Annotated in this window: 18 protein-coding genes, 1 tRNA gene and 2 pseudogenes; 20 read left to right on the top strand and 1 reads right to left on the bottom strand. The window is 54.6% G+C overall.

From position 1 onward, the window contains the following. Nucleotides 1-230: 230 nt before the first annotated feature. The 20 genes and pseudogenes from H0921_RS05585 to H0921_RS05495 all read left to right on the top strand — a co-directional run bounded on the left by H0921_RS05585 (nucleotide 231) and on the right by H0921_RS05495 (nucleotide 17,362). Complete coding sequence (locus H0921_RS05585) at nucleotides 231-1,166, top strand: ferredoxin--NADP reductase (RefSeq protein ID WP_194537036.1); 936 nt, start codon at nucleotides 231-233, stop codon at nucleotides 1,164-1,166. A gap of 77 nt (nucleotides 1,167-1,243) precedes the next feature. Continuing rightward, on the top strand, nucleotides 1,244-2,116 hold the full coding sequence (locus H0921_RS05580; protein WP_194537035.1) for a serine/threonine protein kinase: 873 nt from the start codon (nucleotides 1,244-1,246) through the stop codon (nucleotides 2,114-2,116). 85 nt (nucleotides 2,117-2,201) lie between these two features. Continuing rightward, nucleotides 2,202-3,182 (top strand): acetyl-CoA carboxylase carboxyltransferase subunit alpha, encoded by a 981-nt coding sequence (locus tag H0921_RS05575; RefSeq protein ID WP_228499039.1) that lies wholly within the window; start codon nucleotides 2,202-2,204, stop codon nucleotides 3,180-3,182. Nucleotides 3,183-3,534: 352 nt separating this feature from the next. Continuing rightward, complete coding sequence (locus tag H0921_RS18490; RefSeq protein WP_390622545.1) at nucleotides 3,535-3,777, top strand: DUF4951 domain-containing protein; 243 nt, start codon at nucleotides 3,535-3,537, stop codon at nucleotides 3,775-3,777. Between the two features lie 714 nt (nucleotides 3,778-4,491). Then, nucleotides 4,492-4,914 carry a KOW motif-containing protein gene (locus H0921_RS18485; protein WP_390622544.1) on the top strand — a complete coding sequence of 141 codons (423 nt, stop codon included), beginning with the start codon at nucleotides 4,492-4,494 and terminating at the stop codon, nucleotides 4,912-4,914. Nucleotides 4,915-5,031: 117 nt separating this feature from the next. Beyond that, nucleotides 5,032-5,448: a hypothetical protein gene (locus H0921_RS05565; protein WP_194537033.1), complete on the top strand. Its 417-nt coding sequence runs from the start codon at nucleotides 5,032-5,034 to the stop codon at nucleotides 5,446-5,448. Nucleotides 5,449-5,731: 283 nt separating this feature from the next. Next, on the top strand, nucleotides 5,732-6,874 hold the full coding sequence (locus tag H0921_RS05560) for a WD40 repeat domain-containing protein (RefSeq protein WP_194537032.1): 1,143 nt from the start codon (nucleotides 5,732-5,734) through the stop codon (nucleotides 6,872-6,874). A gap of 915 nt (nucleotides 6,875-7,789) precedes the next feature. Further along, a complete protein-coding gene (locus tag H0921_RS05555; RefSeq protein WP_194537165.1) occupies nucleotides 7,790-8,899 on the top strand; it encodes an RHS repeat-associated core domain-containing protein in 1,110 nt (369 codons plus the stop codon). A 426-nt stretch (nucleotides 8,900-9,325) separates the two neighbouring features. After that, nucleotides 9,326-10,591, top strand: a complete 1,266-nt coding sequence (locus tag H0921_RS05550) for an RHS repeat domain-containing protein (protein ID WP_315851850.1) — start codon at nucleotides 9,326-9,328, stop codon at nucleotides 10,589-10,591. A 59-nt stretch (nucleotides 10,592-10,650) separates the two neighbouring features. Continuing rightward, nucleotides 10,651-11,571: a hypothetical protein gene (locus tag H0921_RS05545; protein WP_194537031.1), complete on the top strand. Its 921-nt coding sequence runs from the start codon at nucleotides 10,651-10,653 to the stop codon at nucleotides 11,569-11,571. A 101-nt stretch (nucleotides 11,572-11,672) separates the two neighbouring features. Continuing rightward, nucleotides 11,673-12,434 (top strand): Hint domain-containing protein, encoded by a 762-nt coding sequence (locus tag H0921_RS05540; RefSeq protein ID WP_194537030.1) that lies wholly within the window; start codon nucleotides 11,673-11,675, stop codon nucleotides 12,432-12,434. A 60-nt stretch (nucleotides 12,435-12,494) separates the two neighbouring features. Next, the gene (locus H0921_RS05535; RefSeq protein WP_194537029.1) at nucleotides 12,495-12,992 is read left to right on the top strand and encodes a hypothetical protein; all 498 of its coding nucleotides are present in this window, start codon (nucleotides 12,495-12,497) and stop codon (nucleotides 12,990-12,992) included. A gap of 137 nt (nucleotides 12,993-13,129) precedes the next feature. Continuing rightward, a complete protein-coding gene (locus tag H0921_RS18300; RefSeq protein WP_315851854.1) occupies nucleotides 13,130-13,759 on the top strand; it encodes a polymorphic toxin-type HINT domain-containing protein in 630 nt (209 codons plus the stop codon). A 28-nt stretch (nucleotides 13,760-13,787) separates the two neighbouring features. Continuing rightward, the gene (locus H0921_RS05520) at nucleotides 13,788-14,174 is read left to right on the top strand and encodes an Imm10 family immunity protein (protein WP_194537028.1); all 387 of its coding nucleotides are present in this window, start codon (nucleotides 13,788-13,790) and stop codon (nucleotides 14,172-14,174) included. A gap of 979 nt (nucleotides 14,175-15,153) precedes the next feature. Continuing rightward, a pseudogene (locus H0921_RS18480) lies at nucleotides 15,154-15,303 on the top strand (RHS repeat-associated core domain-containing protein); the annotation flags it as partial. Nucleotides 15,304-15,417: 114 nt separating this feature from the next. Next, nucleotides 15,418-15,975, top strand: coding sequence for a hypothetical protein (locus H0921_RS17780; RefSeq protein ID WP_228499035.1), 558 nt, complete (start codon nucleotides 15,418-15,420; stop codon nucleotides 15,973-15,975). After that, nucleotides 15,924-16,223, top strand: coding sequence for an RNase A-like domain-containing protein (locus H0921_RS05510; RefSeq protein ID WP_194537027.1), 300 nt, complete (start codon nucleotides 15,924-15,926; stop codon nucleotides 16,221-16,223). Before H0921_RS17780 ends, H0921_RS05510 begins: the two co-directional genes overlap by 52 nt. Before the next feature lie 102 nt (nucleotides 16,224-16,325). Beyond that, nucleotides 16,326-16,634, top strand: a complete 309-nt coding sequence (locus H0921_RS05505; RefSeq protein WP_194537026.1) for a contact-dependent growth inhibition system immunity protein — start codon at nucleotides 16,326-16,328, stop codon at nucleotides 16,632-16,634. A 143-nt stretch (nucleotides 16,635-16,777) separates the two neighbouring features. Continuing rightward, nucleotides 16,778-16,957 (top strand): annotated as a pseudogene (locus tag H0921_RS05500) (VRR-NUC domain-containing protein); the annotation flags it as partial. 222 nt (nucleotides 16,958-17,179) lie between these two features. After that, nucleotides 17,180-17,362 (top strand): hypothetical protein, encoded by a 183-nt coding sequence (locus tag H0921_RS05495; protein ID WP_194537025.1) that lies wholly within the window; start codon nucleotides 17,180-17,182, stop codon nucleotides 17,360-17,362. 374 nt (nucleotides 17,363-17,736) lie between these two features. Here H0921_RS05495 and H0921_RS05490 read toward each other — a convergent pair. Then, nucleotides 17,737-17,808 (bottom strand) — tRNA-Cys (locus H0921_RS05490). Between the last annotated feature and the right edge of the window lie 128 nt (nucleotides 17,809-17,936).

Genomic DNA, 17,936 nt, shown 5'->3' with positions numbered 1-17,936 from the left:
TGGCAGCGAAGGGAAGAGAGTACAGCTTCTCTTCGACGGCGGAGTTCTGCGTAGCGAACAGCAGCCATTGGGCGCAAACGCGGCGAAATCAGGGACTGTGTCGCCGGAGTGCGGTACTGCCGAGCTGGTTCGAGCCGAACGACTCCAGAATGCCGGGTGGGACATTCAAACATCGAACAAACCGTTTTCCCACAGGGGATAAATCGACTTCCCAGAGGGATTGCCGACCGATGACTCCTGAGCAAATTCACGAGGCCCGAACGCGACGTTATAATGCCACCATCGTTTACCTCAAAAAAATCCATTCGGATTTGATGATTTTACGAGTTCGTCCGGATTTTCCGCGCCCCGCCTATCAACCCGGCCAATACTGCACCTTGGGTCTCGGCTATTGGGAGCCTCGCTTGGAAGGATGCCAGGAGGAGCATCTGACCCCGGAGGATCAGATGCGGATCGTCCGCCGGTCCTATTCGATCAGTTGTCCCATCCTGGAGGACGACCGTCCCGATCAGCTTTACGATCCGAGCCGGACAGATTGGCTGGAATTTTACATCGTCCTGGTTCGGCACAATCCCGATGGCCGCGTGCCTGCTCTGACTCCTCGGCTGTTCACTCGGCAAGTCGGGGACCGTATCCAAATGGGGGAAAAGATCACCGGCCATTACACACTCGAACCGGTCCGCCCCGGCGACACGGTGGTGTTCCTCGCCACGGGAACCGGCGAGGCCCCGCACAATGCCATGATCTGGGAGCTGCTCCGCCGCGGCCATACGGGACGCATCGTGTCCGTCTGTTGCGTCCGCTACAAACAAGACCTGGGCTATTGGAACACCCACCAGAAGCTCATGGAACTTTATCCGCATTATCTCTACCTGCCCCTGACCACACGCGAACCGGGACAGACACGCAAGGTGTATATTCAGGACCTGATCAGCAGCGGCGAACTGGAGGAGCGGATGGGCCAAGCCCTCGATCCGGCCCGAACACATGTTTATCTCTGCGGCAACCCGAAGATGATCGGCGTTCCGCAGCGGGACAAAAACACCGGGGCCGTCACCTATCCTCAACCGCCCGGTGTCATCGAAATTTTGGAAAAGCGAGGCTTTCGGGCCGACATTCCCTCGCTTAAACAGAAAGGCAATATACACTTCGAGGAGTATTGGTAGTCTGCTTGCGGAAAAGCAAAACGGGCCGGCGGCATCAGAAGCAGACCGGCTCGAGGCTGAGGCAGCGAGAGCACTCTATGGCGGATATCGGCGAGATCATCGGAGGCTATCGGATTCGCAGTCTGCTCCATCCGGGGCAGAATTCGCAAGTGTTCGAGGTGGTGGAACCGACCAGCCAGCGGCATTTCGCCATGAAGCTGCTGCTTCCGGAAGCCGCCGCCGACCCAGAACAGCGCCGCATTCTCTTTCACGAAGCGGAAATTGGCATCGCCCTGTCTCACCCGAACGTGGTGCGCATCTTCAAGGTCCACCGGGGTAAGGAGAACCCGTTTTTCATCATGGAGTTCTTCCCCTCCGGCTCTCTGCGCCTGCGTTTGCAAGCCAAAGATTTTGACTTCATCAAGCAGCACAGCCGCAAAATCTTCAAGCAAGCGGCGACCGGCTTGGCTTACATGAATGCGATGGGCTACGTCCACCGCGACGTGAAGCCGGATAATATCCTGGTCAACGCCACGGGCGACACCAAGATCATCGACTTCGCCATCGCCCGAAAGATTCCCACCGGTCTTGCCCGTTGGTTCCACCGCAAAGGCAAACCGCAAGGCACCCCCAGCTACATGAGTCCTGAACAGATTCTGGACCAGCTCCCCGACCCGCGGCAGGATATCTACAGTTTCGGATGCACCCTCTACGAGTTGACGACCGGACGGCCCCCCTTTCGCGGCAGCAGTGTCAATGACTTGCTCATGCGGCATTTCAAAGAACGCCCGGCTCCACCCTCTGCTTTCAACCCGGACCTCACGGAGGAGTTCTCCCAATTCGTCCTGAGCATGCTAGCGAAGAAACCCCAAGAGCGGCCGCAAAATTTCCACGAGGTCCTCATCTCCTTGAAAAAAATCCCGCAAATTTATAAATCAGTCAAAGAAAGTCCGGAAGAAGAAGCCGGATAACGCTCGCAAGAATGGCCGGAAGAAAAGGCTATATAACCCCAGGATTCCTTGAGCGACTTCGTTCCCGCGAAGGAGAAAGCCGCTCATGCCCGTGACATTGCCCGAACCTTTGCCCTTCGAGCAGGACATCCATGAGTTGGAAGAGCGGCTCGCCCAATTGGAAGCCACCGCGTCAGGTCCCGATGGCCTGGAAGCCATCCGCCAGATGAAACGCGAATTGCTCACTCTGAAACGGGAGCGTTACGCCCAGCTCAAACCCTGGGAGACGATCCTGATCGCCCGCCATCGTCAGCGGCCGCAGTTCCTCGATTACGTGGACATGATCTTCGACGAATTCGTGGAACTGCACGGGGATCGGGCCTTCGGGGATGATCGGGCCATCCGCACCGGCTTTGCCCGCCTCGACGGCCAGAAGATCATGCTCATCGGTCAGCAAAAAGGCAAGACCCTGGCCGAACGACAGCAGTGCTACTACGGCTGCGCCCATCCCGAAGGGTATCGTAAAGCTCTCAACAAGATGAAACTGGCCGCGAAGTTTCACCTGCCGGTCATCTGCCTGATCGACACCCCCGGTGCCTTTCCCGGCATTGGGGCTGAAGAGCGCGGGCAAGCCCAGTGGATTGCCACGAGCATCCTGGAAATGACTCGGCTGCCCACCCCCATCATCTGCGTCGTGATCGGGGAAGGCGGTTCCGGTGGCGCGCTGGGGATTGGGGTCGGCGACCGCGTGGCCATGATGCAGTACGCCTACTACTCCGTGATCAGTCCCGAAGGGTGTGCAGGCATCCTCTGGCGCGTCGCCAATGACGACACCAAAGCCCGAGCCGCAGAAGCGCTGAAACTCACCGCTCAGGACTTGCTGCGGCTGCAAGTGATCGACCACATCATCCCGGAACCGCTCGGCGGTGCTCATCGGGACCCGCGCGAGGCGGCGACCGCACTCAAAGCCGCGCTCAAACGCTACCTGCGGGAATTGCTCCCCCTCTCCGTGGAATCGCTCTTGCAACAGCGCTACGAGAAATACCGCCGCATGGGCATATTCACCCAGGCCCCCGTCCATGACTGAGGGTAGTAATCTACCCCCCGGCTTCCGTTTACCCAAGCTCCACCCCAAAGAGGAATAATTCACATCCCCGACCTACAAGTGTCGACCGGGATTCCGTTCGTCGGGATGAGGGAAGTTCACTTTAGAAACATTACTCCAGAAAATGGGATGTATGGCTGCAGTATGATCTAGAGGCGAGGACTCCGCAGCTACTGATAGCAGAGAGGGGTCTGAGAACTCTGCATGAGATGCGACTGGATTGGGCTGCGGAGGCGGACTGCATCGACTGGTTACTGCCGATGCCAGTGCCAGTTTTTGAGGCGGCTGGTTGGGTGCACGACTCGCTGCCAGTTGAGCCTGGGGTGCAGGTAGCATTAATCCCAACGTTCCCAGACTCTCGGTTCTACCAAACGGCCTCTTTGGCGGAATAACATTCCAAGGGTGGGGGCGAAACATAATCCGTTGGGGCATTGGTGCTCAAGGGGCGCGTTTACGAATGCAAAGTATAACGTTGCAGGAGCTTCGACAACTAGGAGTTACTGAAGAGCAAGGCTGGCGGCACGAAATTTTTACGCCCAAGTCGCAGCGAGAGACGCAGGTAACACTGTTGCCATAGCCCGCGTACAGTTGATGGATCGTAAACTCTACTAAGAAAAGTAGAACTACCGTGACTGAGCAGCATAACAACACATAGCGTTACAAAGTATCACTGTCAATAACCAATGAATAATACAAGTCCAATTATGGTTAATTCTTGAACCATGATATGACGAATACTTAATACCAATTAATAAGACAATAAGGATTGATTTTGATGCTTCCTCTTTGCAACCAATCTCCGTTTTTTTATAGACAGGGTTGTATTATAGTTGAGGGGTGGGAAGATTGTATTGCTACTCTTTGGTGTGACGGGGAACTGACCAGTTAGCCGCAGAAAGGTATCGCGTTGATCATAAAGGGAAAGAGGGCATTTCTTCTTGAGTTATGTGTCGACTAATTTCATAACACTCAACAGACTTATCTTAACTTTGTTGTAAAATAGAATGTAATGCGATACCGGGGTGGCGTCGCGGTGGGTAAAGAAGCTTTTGGAGATCTTTTCTTTTTTCAAGCGGAAGACGGCAGATTGGCAATTGTCGTGGGCATCCAGGAATGGCTATCCCCGAGGGAATGCGAACTTCTCCTAACCTACCTTCGGTAGGGAGTACCCCTCAGAACCTATCCCTCGAATAACCTGACTGATGGAAGGCGCCGCTCGAGAGGTAAGCACTGAAGGAAAAGGGACTTGTTGTTTGGGCTGATCCTGCCCATTGCTTCTGGTACTGGAACTATGAGATCTTCATCACATAGTGAAACGTCGGGGGCATCTGTGTTTTTTCTCCTTGGCTGGTTGACCGGGACTTTGGCCATCGGTCTGTGGTTAGCCTTGCAGCTGCAAGATCAAGGTGTGAATTGGGTAATCAGCATTCTCTTGGGGGCGGGTGGGAGTGTAGCTGTGAGCTGTTTTTTATGTCATCTTATCTGGCGTCTTTGGATGCGTATCACCCGCGGCGCTCCGTTTTACGTTGGCGATCAGGTGGTAATAACAGCCGGCCCACACAAAGGCGAGATTGGTGAGGTTCGCAAGATCTGTGAAGGCCGCTGTAGCGTGTGGGTCGCCTTGGAGCGTGGCGGTGACAGTTCCGAGCTTCTGTTTTTTGACTGGGACCAAATCCGCCGGTGCGACAGGGGGAAATCTGCAGGACCAAGTTAGGTATAAGATGCCGCGGCCGCGTTACTGGCGGAGCACCGTTATGACGGCCTGCATCGGCGGATCAGCGAGACGGCGGGTGGAGTAATCACGGACTTCTACTACTCCGATTCCTGGCAGGTGTTGGAGGAGCGCGTCGGCGGTGAGACCACGGTGCAGTATGTGTGGAGTCCGGTGTACGTTGATGCCCTCATCCTCCGCGATCGGGACAGTGACGGTGATGGGACACTGGACGAGCGCTTGTGGGTGGTGCAGGATGCCAACTTCAATGTGACGGCGTTGGTGGATGACAGTGGGAATGTTGTCGAACGTTACATCTACGACCCCTTCGGCCAGGCGACGGTACTGGATGCGGAGTGGAATGTTCGGTCCGGTGGCAGTGCCTACGATTGGCACTATCTGCTTGGACTTTCCGAGCGGTTCCACCCTGATGATTGCGCTCAGAAAGTATGCCAATCTGGTCGAAGCCGAAAAGAAAGTGATCGACGCAGCGAAGTACTACGGGATCGAGAACCCAAAGGTTACATTCTCTGCTAAGATCGTCTACCGAGTAGAGGATTGGATGAAGCCAGTGAGGAGCGGGGAAGTGAAATACTACTTGCAGTTCAAGGTTACACTGACCGGAACCATGAACGGCCAAGCGGTGCAAGACTCAAGGATCATCTTCTTGTACCAAGGCTCATTCACCCATGCGGGACTTCGAACTACGGATCTAAGAGCTCCACCGTCACGGAGGCGGTGATCCGGATCATGGTGAGGACTGGGAATCGCCCCTCTGCCCCTCCTGTTCGAGGACTTCACTCCTGTTAGAGGACTTCCCATGAGGTACGACAAAGTCAGGCATCTCGGCATCCCACTCATCGCTATTCTGTTTCCCTCGCTAGTGTCGTTGGGAATGAGCGCGGCCTCTATACCCAGACCCCGTCAGACTGTGACGCTGACTGGACCGGAGGCGTTCGATCCCGATGTAGCCCCAGACGTTCTGATGTTTAGTCCAGACGGTAAGCAGTTGTTAGTCGGCGGCTCCGCACTTCCGGAAAATCGATTGGCTCCCCACTTGAGCGTGTTCGACGTTGGCACCCGCAAGCGGACCGTGCGGTTGGCCGGGCACAGTGCCTGCGTTCGGGATGTGGCGTTTTCGCAGGACGGGAAACTGATGGCAAGTTGCGGTGACGATAACGAGGTCCGCCTGTGGGATACCCAGAAGTGGGAACTGGTGCGTCGCATCACTCACCAAGAGGGCGGGGATCAGTTGCTCTCCGTGGCTGTCTCACCCGATGGGTCGCTCGTTATCGCTGGAAGCAATAGTTCGTTCGTGGTGGCTTTTGACGCGGCCACCGGTCGGCAGTTGTGGACGCTCGATCTTCCCAAGCCGTGGAATCGTGGGCAGATGGTGGTCGGCTTACGATTCGCCCAAGGTGGGCGGTTGTTTGTGGCCGGTACTGATTCGGGGCGGGTGTTCGTCTGCGGGATAGATAAGGGGAAAGCTAAGATCGTCAAGAATTGGTCGGTGTTTCCTGAAGACAGCAACCTGCAAGACGGCATTCCGGAACTCGAGAGAATCGATCTTTCTCCAAAAGGAGACCTGGTGGCGGTAGCGGCATATCTATCTGAGGCTGCGCCGCGTAAGGAGGGGTACGGGCTGAGCCTCTGGGAGGTAGCCACGGGTGAACGAATAGCTGATCTGGGTGGCCACCGTACAGGAACGTTTGCAGTAGCCTTCTTTCCCGATGGCGATCTACTCGTCTCGGGTGGAAAGGCAGCCGAGGGGGAGAAGGCGGCGGGGGAACTCAAGGTGTGGTCAGTCCGCCAAAAGCGGCTTCTAGCGGTTCAACAGACTCTGAAAAAGTACAGGGTCTGGGCATTGGCGGTCTCCCCAGACGGGTCGCGCTTGGCTGTTGGGAACCCCTTTGAACCGCTGGTCATGTGGAGGATCGATACCGACAGTGGCATGAAGAAGTAATTTGGCCGACACCCTCCGTGTGCAGTTACTACGGACGGCACACGGAAAACTTTTACTACTTTCATAACGTGTGAAGAGGTGGGCGAGGAGGACAAGGGCATGTGAATGATGGGTGTACCATTCGTGGCGTACCAACACATAACGGCCGGTGTGCAGCTAAGCAACATTCGCTTCCACCCGATAACGACGTTGGAATCGCCGCAGCCGCCGACCATCTCTACTCGTCCGCCGACGCTGCCCCTTCCAATGCGGGACGACTAGCTCATATCCGGCTGAACCCAACCTCCGCCGCAGTGAATCACACTCGTAGGCATGATCGACCACAACGGGTACTCAGAGCCGCCACTCCAGGCGTGAAAGCACAAGCTCCACCACCGACGACACCCAAACTCACCTTCGAGCGATTCGCCACCGTCATCATCGGAAGCGGTCGACCCTACCCTCCTCCACCAGGCTCAGCTTCATCCCCTGCCCAGTCAGTCTTTTCCACCTCGGACCCTTTTTGCGCCGGTTCAAACGTGGTGTCAAAAATTCTTCCATCTTAACCGACCAGCAGCGGCGTCCAGTTCCTCCAGCACTTGCTGTCAGAGCCGCTCCCAAACACTTGCCGCCTCCATTCCCATAACCGCCGTTAGCACGTCGCCTGCTAAGGGAAAGCCCGGTGCAGTTCCCGCCACCGGCCGCCTGACCGCGGCACATAGACAGTACCGAAGACGCCGTTCCGGTCGCTTACCCACAGCCGCCCCTCGTGGGGATAGGGTTAGGTATGGGCAACAATCCCGCAATGGCTCCCACAACCGCTTCATGAGTCTCCGTTCCACCTTTGATTAGGCATAGCACCTCTCGTCCTCCGTGGCTTTTCCACCTATCTTGCCATACCATCTCCGACATCTCTTATGATCATTTTGAAACGGTCTGTACCACTTCCGCCACCGCGACTATTCCCCCACCCTCGGCCGCTGGACGAGCCTTGATCCCCTCTCCTACGCCGCCGGGGATGTGAACCTGTACCGCACCCTCGGCAACAACCCCATCAGCTCCCTCGATCCCAGCGGACTTTTTTGGTATCCGGGCAAGTATCTCATTCAACTGAGAAGGGAATACTACCGGGGTCTGGAACTGGACCGCCAAATCAATGAGCGTCGAGCCAGACAAGGGTTACCATTGCTGGAACCTCCACCTCACTGGACCAGCGTCGCTGCTGCCGAAATCGGCGATGGGCTGCGGATTGGATTGCAAGCCAACGTGAATGCGGCGGCAACCGCGACGCGTTCGTTGGTGACCTTGGGCTTGTGGGCTGAGCCGTGGGAAGTCTGGACCGTGGCGGACGAGGACCGTCCCTACTACGAGGGTGGGTTTTTGGCCGCCCGGGTGGGTTGGGAGTTGTTGCCGACCTACGGCGTGGGGAAGCTGACGCAGGTGCCGGGTCAGGTGGGTCGTTGGGGTCGGTATGCTTTGTCTTGGGACACGGCTCAGAACACGGTGCAGGTGGGTCGCGGTGGCTATGACATCTACGAGAATGGCCTGAACTGGGCAAATGGCCTGCAAGTCGGCACCGGTCTGTTGGGTCTCGGCGGCAACTACACCACCTGGCGAAGGCTGCCTAGGAATCTTCCAAACGTTCCGTGGAGCTACGGCCCACTTCCTTCCAACTATCTAGGAGCAACAGATAAATTTGGGAATATCACGATTCGACCTGGACTGAGTGGGCAAGCGTTGATCGACACCGTTCGCCACGAATCTGTCCACAGGTTTTTCAGTCCACGATACGGACCACTCAGAGAACTTCGTGCCGATATTGGGATGCTGGGCTACGAACGCTCTCACTTTCTTCGCTATCTTGAAGAGGCTTTAGCGCAAACATATGCCACAAGAAGTCTGCTTCAAGGTTTGAGACACCCATTGAATGGTGCTTACAAGTTATCCGTTTGGCGAGTAATATTAGAGGGTGGTGGTTATGGTATCATCGTTGGTGGGATAACCTATGGCGCGTACACCCTGAGTCACTTCATTCTGAACAGATAGGTGGAGGAACCTTCATGAGTTGGTTTTGGCGCTTCCTGAGAGTGGTCTTGTTTGTTCCTCAACCTCGTATTTCACGAAGTCAGGCGTTAGCAATCGCCAAACAAGAGGCTGAGCAACGAGGTTGGCCGTTTGAGAATCCCACCATTGTCGAAGAACTACGGACTTGGGTTGTTTTCACATGGGGTGGTATGAGACCGTCGCCCTGGATCGTCATTTGTCAACAAACTGGGGAGGTTGTTAGGGCTGGAGTGCCCCCATTATAGTCGTCCTCTCTAGTCCGAAAAAGGTCCGAAAAGGGGACGCATCTAATTTTCTTGAGCAGAAAATAGCAATAATAGATGTATCCCAGATGCGTCCTTTTTACCTCTCAGCCAGGTGAACACGGACTTCTACTACTCCGACCAATGGCAGCTGCTGGAGGAGCGGGTGGGTGGTCAGACCACGGTGCAGTATGTGTGGAGTCCGGTGTACGTCGATGCGATGGTGCTGCGGGATCGGGACAGTGACGGTGATGGGACACTGGACGATCGCCTGTGGGTGGTACAGGATGCGAATTATAATGTGACTGCGATCTTTGACAACTCGGGCAATGTAGTCGAACGCTACATCTACGACCCCTTCGGTCAGGCGACGGTGCTGGATACGGAGTGGAACGTTCGGTCCGGTGGCAGCGCCTACGATTGGCTCTATCTGCATCAGGGTGGCCGGTACGATGTCACCAGTGGTCTGTATCACTTCCGTTTCCGCGACTATTCCCCCACCCTCGGCCGCTGGACGAGCCTTGATCCCCTCTCCTACGCCGCCGGGGATGTGAACCTGTACCGCACCGTCGGCAACAATTCGACTAACCTATTAGACCCGTTCGGACTCGAAGGGATTGGACATCACTGGGTTCCTGTGGCTGTGCTTACTGACCCTGAGATAGCTCCTTGGTTGAGCTATGATGCGTATTTCATGGGTATGGGAGCCTATTCTGGTGCCGCATATCCGCCACATGGCTACAAAATATATGGTGGTGTCTCACACTATGAATACAACATTATCATAAAGAAGGAACTGATGAAGTTGATAATAAAGAATAATCGGAAGCCAATTAGCGGTGAGCAAATGGAACAATTTATCAATAGTTTGATAAATGGCAAAGACTATAGAGGAAAAATTCACAAGGAAATCAAGGCATTTAATGATGCGATTATGGCTGAACGGGCGGCATACTTGGAACGCAATCCCAACTCGCGTAAAGTTGGCCAAACTGCTAAAGATTGGATTGAACAAGGTCGCAGGTACGTTTGGGGAACAGGAAAGCAGCGCGTGAGTCAAAGCATGATACCCCCTCCAATGGGTAGTAAGATGGGCAACAAGGCAGTAATCGGTGGAGCAATTATGGTCTCAGCTATTTTTGGCTATTTTGCATGGGAGCAGATAGATCAAACAGCTAAAGCCATGGAAGTTGCTGCGAATAGCAATAACTTTAAACTAGCTATCCAAGCTCTTCAAGACGGAGATGCTGTTCGTGCAGAGCGGTACTTATTCGGTCCAAGTAATGCCGAAGGGTCCTACTGCCTCTATCGAGAGTTGGTGGACAAGGGCCTTCCTTACCAAGCTATTGTCTTTAAAGAATGGTATTATGCAAAAAAGCAAGAAATTCAATGGCGATTGCAAAATCCGATCTTTATGCGACCTCTACAGTAATAAATATGGTGTGAATAAGATAAGATTCGCTGTATTGACAAAAGAAAGCGAGGGCAACTATGAATCTGCGCGAAACTCCTTCTGCCACTGAGTTTGTAGGATTTTACAATGTTTTGGTAGACCAGTCCTCAGAAAATTCAGAAGAGTACCTCAACACTACATGGGACGTACCCCCACTAACACTAGAGGAAGTCGTAGAAGTTGGCAACGCTGCTCGCAAGATTATTAGTCGATATGCAAACCAGTGGTGGTTTACACCAGACGAAGCACAGCGCTATTATTGGGGCAGTATATGTTTGGGTCTAGAAGATCGTACATTAAATTTATCATTTTATGATAATGATGATATTACCCTAGAGATGATTGAGCAACTCCAAAAATTGCTAAAAAAGAAACATCCGCTGTGGAGAATTCGCATTCTTGCTTCATCACCTGAGACTACGATAATTATCTATCCGAATATTGTCCGTTACGGTTCCCTATCTCCAGAGATGGATGATGATCAGGCATTTGCTACTGTGATGGCCTTAGAAAAGACAATCGATAAAAACATTTCAGGCAAGTGGCTCAAAACTCACCGAGAGATCTTACAACGTGTCTTCCGATCTGTTATTGTCAGAGGACTTGAAAAACGTGTGGTCTTTCCGATCCTATTTGACAACTATTGTGGGGACTTTACCAAGATAACGGTATGGTCCCTCTGTGCTAAAGACACATCTGATCTAGAGTTAGTAGGCTACGACGAAGTGCCGTACGGGTACGAGTACCGTGTCAAGCCTAATGGGGATTTTGGGTTTCACGTGGGCGACGACGCACCGTATTGGACTAAAGCGTGGATTTTCCCTAAGGATCAGCTACCAACGCGACTTATCGTCAAGGCTTACCATACAGATTATGAGTCAGAGATAATTACAGTGGACATCCAACCGCTCGAAGTCATTAATGAATTCAAAAGTACAAATACTACAATCGTGTCTTAAGCTACGATGATGTCATCGATCGCAGTTCGTGGGCTTATCAAGGTGGCTTTGTCACAGGTGAAGTTGCTGGATTTGCCGCTACGTTTGTCAGTCCCTGTGGGTTGGTCACGTCGGCGCGCTGGGGAGTGCGGGCGATCAATGCCGCCCAAGGTGTCAGCGGGCTGTTGAGTGCCCAGGAGCAATGGGAGCAGGGGAATTATCTCGCAGCGGCGTTGGATGCCACCGGTTCAGTCCTCAACTTCACCCAGCTTTTCAAGGCCTGTTTCACGGGAGATGTCAAGCTGTTGGCGCGGGGGTCGTGGGGTGAGGGGTGGCGGCGGATTGATGAGATCACGATTGATGACGAGGTATTGTCACGGGACGAGCATGATCCGAGCGGGCCGTTGGCGTGGAAGAAGGTGGAGGAGACGTTCGAGCGGGTGGGGTTGATGCTAGAGCTGGAAGTGGGCGGCCGGATCATCGGTACGACGGCGGAGCATCCGATCTATGTCCTTGGCAAGGGTTGGACGGCGGCAGGCGAGCTGAAGCCGGGTGATCGCATTGTAGGTTTGGACCCGCGTGAGAGCGTGGCGGTCACGGCACTGCGGCTGACTAGTCGGCAGGAGAAGCTCTACAATCTCCGCGTTGCGGACTATCATACCTACTTCGTCGGCGATGCGGCCTGGGGTTTTGCCCTCTGGGCGCATAATGCGTACAAAGATGTTAAGGAATTTAATCCCGATCAAGACGCTTTAATCCAGCTAGCGAAGGAACAGAAAAAGAGAGAAGTCACGATGGATGATGTGGAGATATTAAGGAAATGGCCAAAGAATACAATGTACTATTCCGGGGTCCTGAGATACATATACATCGTAAAAAAGTAAATTTCCTACATATACACATATGACCAGTAGACTATATGCCAGTCATAGGAGTGAAATAAAATGAATGATAATGAACTAACAGAATATGATATACTTGAAGAGCCACGAGATAATATATATTCAAGAATCCTAAATTATGCATACAGGTACTGTGATTATATATCTTTCGTTATACGATTTGATTTAGGCTTAGATTCCGGCGGGCATAAATTTTTGATTCATACCAAAGAAAATATAAAGAGAATAGACATTGCATCCGAATGGCCGGGTACTAATTTGATAGATCAAGTGGCCACCATCGTTTACCTAAATTTTACGGAGAGTGTATTAAAAGAAATTTTGAATCATACTACAGGACTATATCAATGGGTTCAGCCAAGTCTTCCAGAAGATTTATGCTTGTATCGTTGCAATAATCCGTGGCTAGTATCGATTGCTCACGAGAGATTGAGTTGGTTAAATATCTATCCAGAAGAATTGAATGATATACTTGTTGCTATCCCGGAATTGGAAAAAATGGTACAAATTCCAGATTTAAGCAATAAATCGAATCAATAAAATAATTAGAGATTATATTCCCTACTATATTATCATGGAAGCAATATCTGGCGTAATGTTTAGCCAAAGTAATTGCGACATTGGCCAAACCAAACGCTGAAAGAGAAAAAGCTCAAGTGTTTTGAAGCTCCACCGTCATTGACGGTGGTAGCTCGTGCATTGGCGGGCGGACCATCGGCACGACGGAGGAGCATTCCTTCTACGTCCTTGGCAAGGGCTGGACGGCGGCGGGAGAGCTAAAGCCGGGCGACCGAATCGTAGGCTTAGACCCCCATGAGAGCGTGGCGGTCACAGCGCTGCGGCTGACCGGACGGCAGGAGAAGCTGTACAATCTCCGTGTTGCGGACTATCACACTTACTTCGTCGGCGACAGCACGTGGGGATTTGCCCTCTGGGCGCATAATGAGTACAATGCTCCAACAAATAGTCCCGTCCCACGTCTGGGGTCTCGTGGTGTCGATCCCGCCCACCACAACGCCAACATCATGGTAAGAGACGCTTCGGGCCGACTTCGGCATCACGAGCGTATCGTCAGCGGGAATATGACGCCGGAAGAACAGGCCCTTGGCTTCCCAAGGAACACGCTGGCGAGTCACACTGAAGCTAGAGCTATACGGAACATCCCGCTGCAACGTGGGGAGACTACGATTATTACTGGTCAAAGGCCACCCTGTCCTACGTGCAAGGGAATTATGAATCAGGCTGCCAGAGAATCGGGGGCAACGATCATCTACCGATGGCGTGAAAACGGGGTGACACGCACCTAGACGGCGGGGAACTGAACGGAGAGTGGCAATGAGGTTTGCGGCGACCTGCGTTACCTACCAAACCCAGGACGATGTAGCTATGCTTGGGTTTGCTGATGATGAGTTCAAGACAAGTCGGTATGTTTTGTTGCAGAAGGACCTTGAGCCTTCCCAACGGGACTTGGAATTGGGACACGACACGCTGTACATTGAGATTGACGATCAGAGGCACTCTCGCTACGGCGGCGTGGTAAAAGCACAGTTGCAGGAGAGCCGACTTGTACTGAAACTTGACCCCCAAGCGGCTGCCGATATGTCTGTCGATGACACAATCGAAATCTCCTTCCGTGTGCCAATGGAAAGGCTCAAGGAGATTAGCAACCAGCTTCGCTTGCTGCTTGGTAATGACATCGTGCAAGTCGATGCCAGCATATAAAAGCGAAGTGCATCTGCTGCCAGAGGCGCGGCCTGACCACCCTTGCCCCTAGGTTTTTTCAATCGCATTTCCGAGTTCTCAATTCTGCTACGCCGACCGCTCGACGCTGACGACCACGCTGACGCCAAACCTTATCGCACCAGTCCCGACGCCCTTGCTGGCGAAAAGTAGACAGCATTTTGACGCCAAAACCCCACCATTGAGCTGATAACGGCAATTATCGCCACGCCCTCGGCGACCACGAGCCGGCTTCGCCTTCGCCTTTGGTGTTGCGAAACTAGCGGCGTTTTGAGCCGTCGTGATCGCCGTAAACCGTCTCGGCGGGCGTCTGGACTTCTCGGCGGGCGTCTGGACTTCGTGGACGAGTGCTTGTGCGAAATGCCCCGCCAGGGCATCAGGAACGCCCCTGGCTGCCCCCAGGAACGCACCGGCAGCCGCTTTGCCTGTGCGGGCTGGATTGCGACGGGCATGGTCTGGAACGGCGACGTGGGCTCGGCGTCGGCATCCTCGGCGTTGTCGTCGGCATCAACAAGTAGATCATCACGCACACACCGCCCCTGGTCCTCGGCCTTCGCTCCCGCCCTTGCGAGCAGCGATCCCAGAGGCCGGTCGGCGTCTTCGGGTCCGCCGCGGGCGCGACGCTGAAGAGCTACGCCTACGACGGCCTGCATCGGCGGGTGCAGGAGACGGTCGGCGGGGTGACCATGGACTTCTACTACTCCGACCAGTGGCAGGTGTTGGAGGAGCGGGTCGGCGGCAGCACTACGGTGCAGTATGTGTGGAGTCCGGTGTACGTTGATGCCCTCATCCTCCGCGATCGGGACAGCGACGGCGATGGGACACTGGACGAGCGCTTGTGGGTGGCTCAGGACGCCAACTTCAATGTGACGGCGTTGGTGGATGACAGTGGGAATGTTGTCGAACGTTACATCTACGACCCCTTCGGCCAACCGACGGTGCTGATGTTGGCTGGAACGTCCTGGCGGCCAGCGTCTTCGCCTGGGTCTATCTGCACCAGGGCGGCCGCTTCGACGCCACCAGCGGCCTGTACCACTTCCGTTTCCGCGACTATTCTCCCACCCTCGGCCGCTGGACGAGCCTTGATCCGCTCTCCTACGCCGCCGGGGATGTCAACCTCTACCGCCCCGTCGGCAATGACCCGATCAACTCCCTCGATCCGAGTGGCCTGCTGTCAAGTTGGTTGGCCGCAGCTATCGGGGCTGTAGTCGGAGCTGTTGCCGGAGTGGTTGGATATGTCGGTTACCATGCCCTCATGGGCGAGCCGATCACTTGGGGTGGGGTAGCAGGAGCCGCTTCAGGAGGTGCAGTGTCCGGTGCGATCTTCGGCGCTGTGGTAGGAGCAGGCACGGGCGATCCCTCGGCCTTGGCCGTCATAGGTATTGGTGCACTCAGTGGGGGTGCTGGGGGACTTACCAACAGTGTCGTATCACAGGCGATTGATCGTGGGCAGATTGATTGTGGGCAGCTCGTCGTTGATACGGGCATCGGCATTGTAATCGGCGGTGCTACCGCCGGTCTCGCTAAAGTGTCGCTGACACCTCGACCAGGACCCACGTCCACCCCAGCGACTAGTCAAGCGCTAACTCCGCGTGCTCCAGCGACAGCGGCAGCGACCGCCGAGGCCGAGGCCGCTGGCTCAAACGTGGCAGCACCACGCCCTCCTGTCCCAACGCAAGCGATTCAGGCCCAGAAGCCGGAGTTGCCCTCGAAGGAGCGGCCAGCCGCCTTGTGCCCGGTGGCGGTCTGGAAGCCCATGAGGCTGCCGGAGGACATACCATAGCAAGACACGTCGCCAAAGAGCTAGAATATCTTGCTCAACGATTGGCTCGAAACCCAAGGATGGAGGCAGCCTCCACCTTCCCGGATCGTGCAACTGCCGAACGGGTGATCGCCGAGGCTTTGGAAATGCGAGCCAGCGAGGTCCGAACCTGGTTGGCCGGATCGGGCAAGCGATTAATCCTAGAAGTGACAATGCGTGACGTAACTAGTCAGAGTCTGCTTTGCACGAAAGAGTTGATCAATGTCTGAGGAGTACGAATCATCCTGAGACGTTATCCATCCTTACCAACAGGTTATCGCATTCATACAGCTTTTCCAAGACAACTAGAATCAATGACCGGAGGAATCCCTATGAGAGCCAAGGAAAAATATCCCCATCTTTGGCAATTCCTAGCAGGCTATTTTCACCAGGATTTTCTGGATGATTATGAAAGTCCTGATGCAGCAATAGCCGCTTTTATAAGTGAACATACTCCTGATGAGATTCGAACAGTCTGCAAAGAGCTGGACGAGGTGATTCCTTTGATGGAACAAATGGAAGATCCCCACAAATTTTTCTCCGTGGATTTAGGTTGTGAGTATTATACTCGTGCAGATGGCCTGACGGAGGTGGAGTGGTTGCGGCATGTGCGTAAGCAGTTAGGATGTGATCAACTCTAAGGATGGGCAACTCGGAACAGTATAGCAGCCAGGTAAAGCTCAGGCTCAAGAGGAGGCCAGGAGCAGTAGCGGCCCCGTTGTGCTGACTAGCCAAGGGGTAAGGCGGCTGGCTCACGCCTGCGGCGGCGGATGGCGCAGGCTTTCCCGAACTGGTGCTGGTGCATCCCCAGCGGCAGCGGTGGGACCGCTCCCAGCGGCTCGCCTTCGCCGAGCTGAAGAGCGACAGCGGGCGGCTGCGACCGGAGCAAGAGGAATGGCTGGCGGAGCTGCGGGCGATGGGACCGCTCCCAGCGGCGGGCATCCCCGCCTTCCTCTGGCGGTAGGACCGCTCCCAGCGACCCAGGGACTGGGAACAGATTCAGGCATTCCTGAGGGGAGAATAGCTATCGGAAAAGCCGATAGTGAAAGTCCATTTTTATCGGCTTGCCCTATCTCACTCCCCATCCCAATTCCTTCCCTTGGGAGCGGTTCCACCGCTTTGGCTCCACCTCTCACACTTCCCGCTTTAGGTTCTTCTGGCGTTTGGGGCGTGAGGGGTGCGGCGGATGGAGGCATGTATCTTCAGGGCATGCCGGGTGATCATCGTCCGTGCGGGCATACCGGCCCGGCCCAAGATGTTTGCCAATCTGCGAAGCAGCCGGGCAACAGAGTTGATTCAGGAGTTTCCCCCTTATGTAGTCACAAGCTGGCTTGGCCACACTCCCGCCCTTGCCGAGGCGCACTACTGACAGGTGAGGGATGAGCACTTCCGCCGGGCAACGCAGCGGACAACGCAGACATTGCCGGACGGTGGGGAACAAGAGAGGAACGAATGAACAGCAGACATGCGGAAAGTCCCTTGTTTTCGCAAGGTATCGTGTGGTGTACAGAAGAACTCATCTCAATTCATGACGGCTTCTCGGTCAGCTTTGCTGATCCCGGTATCTTAGGCTGCCTAACTCCGGTCCGCGGCCAAAGCTCAACCGCCACATCGAGCCAATCGGCAAGTCCAGACAACCAGGGGAGCCAACCGGAACGTTCGCCGGAATAATGCAACCCATGCCAGGAACCATCGCGGGGGAAAAGCAGGGAAAGTGACCAGAGGTAGGCTGCCTGTTGTCAGAGGCCTCGGCCGGATTCGAACCGGCGAATGACGGTTTTGCAAACCGTTGCCTTACCACTTGGCGACGAGGCCGAGTCCACCACAATCTTTCTTCAACGATCACTCCCATTATATCGGCTCGCGGCTTCCCGGACACCCGCAGTGCATTACGTCGTCACGAACTGCGGGCGAGCATGAGAAAAACCCGGTTTCGACGGGAT

This window comes from Thermogemmata fonticola (assembly GCF_013694095.1).
GTDB classification, from domain to species: Bacteria; Planctomycetota; Planctomycetia; order Gemmatales; family Gemmataceae; genus Thermogemmata; species Thermogemmata fonticola.
The sequence above is the reverse complement of the archived record's forward strand: the minus strand, read 5'-3'. Positions and strand labels throughout refer to the sequence as shown.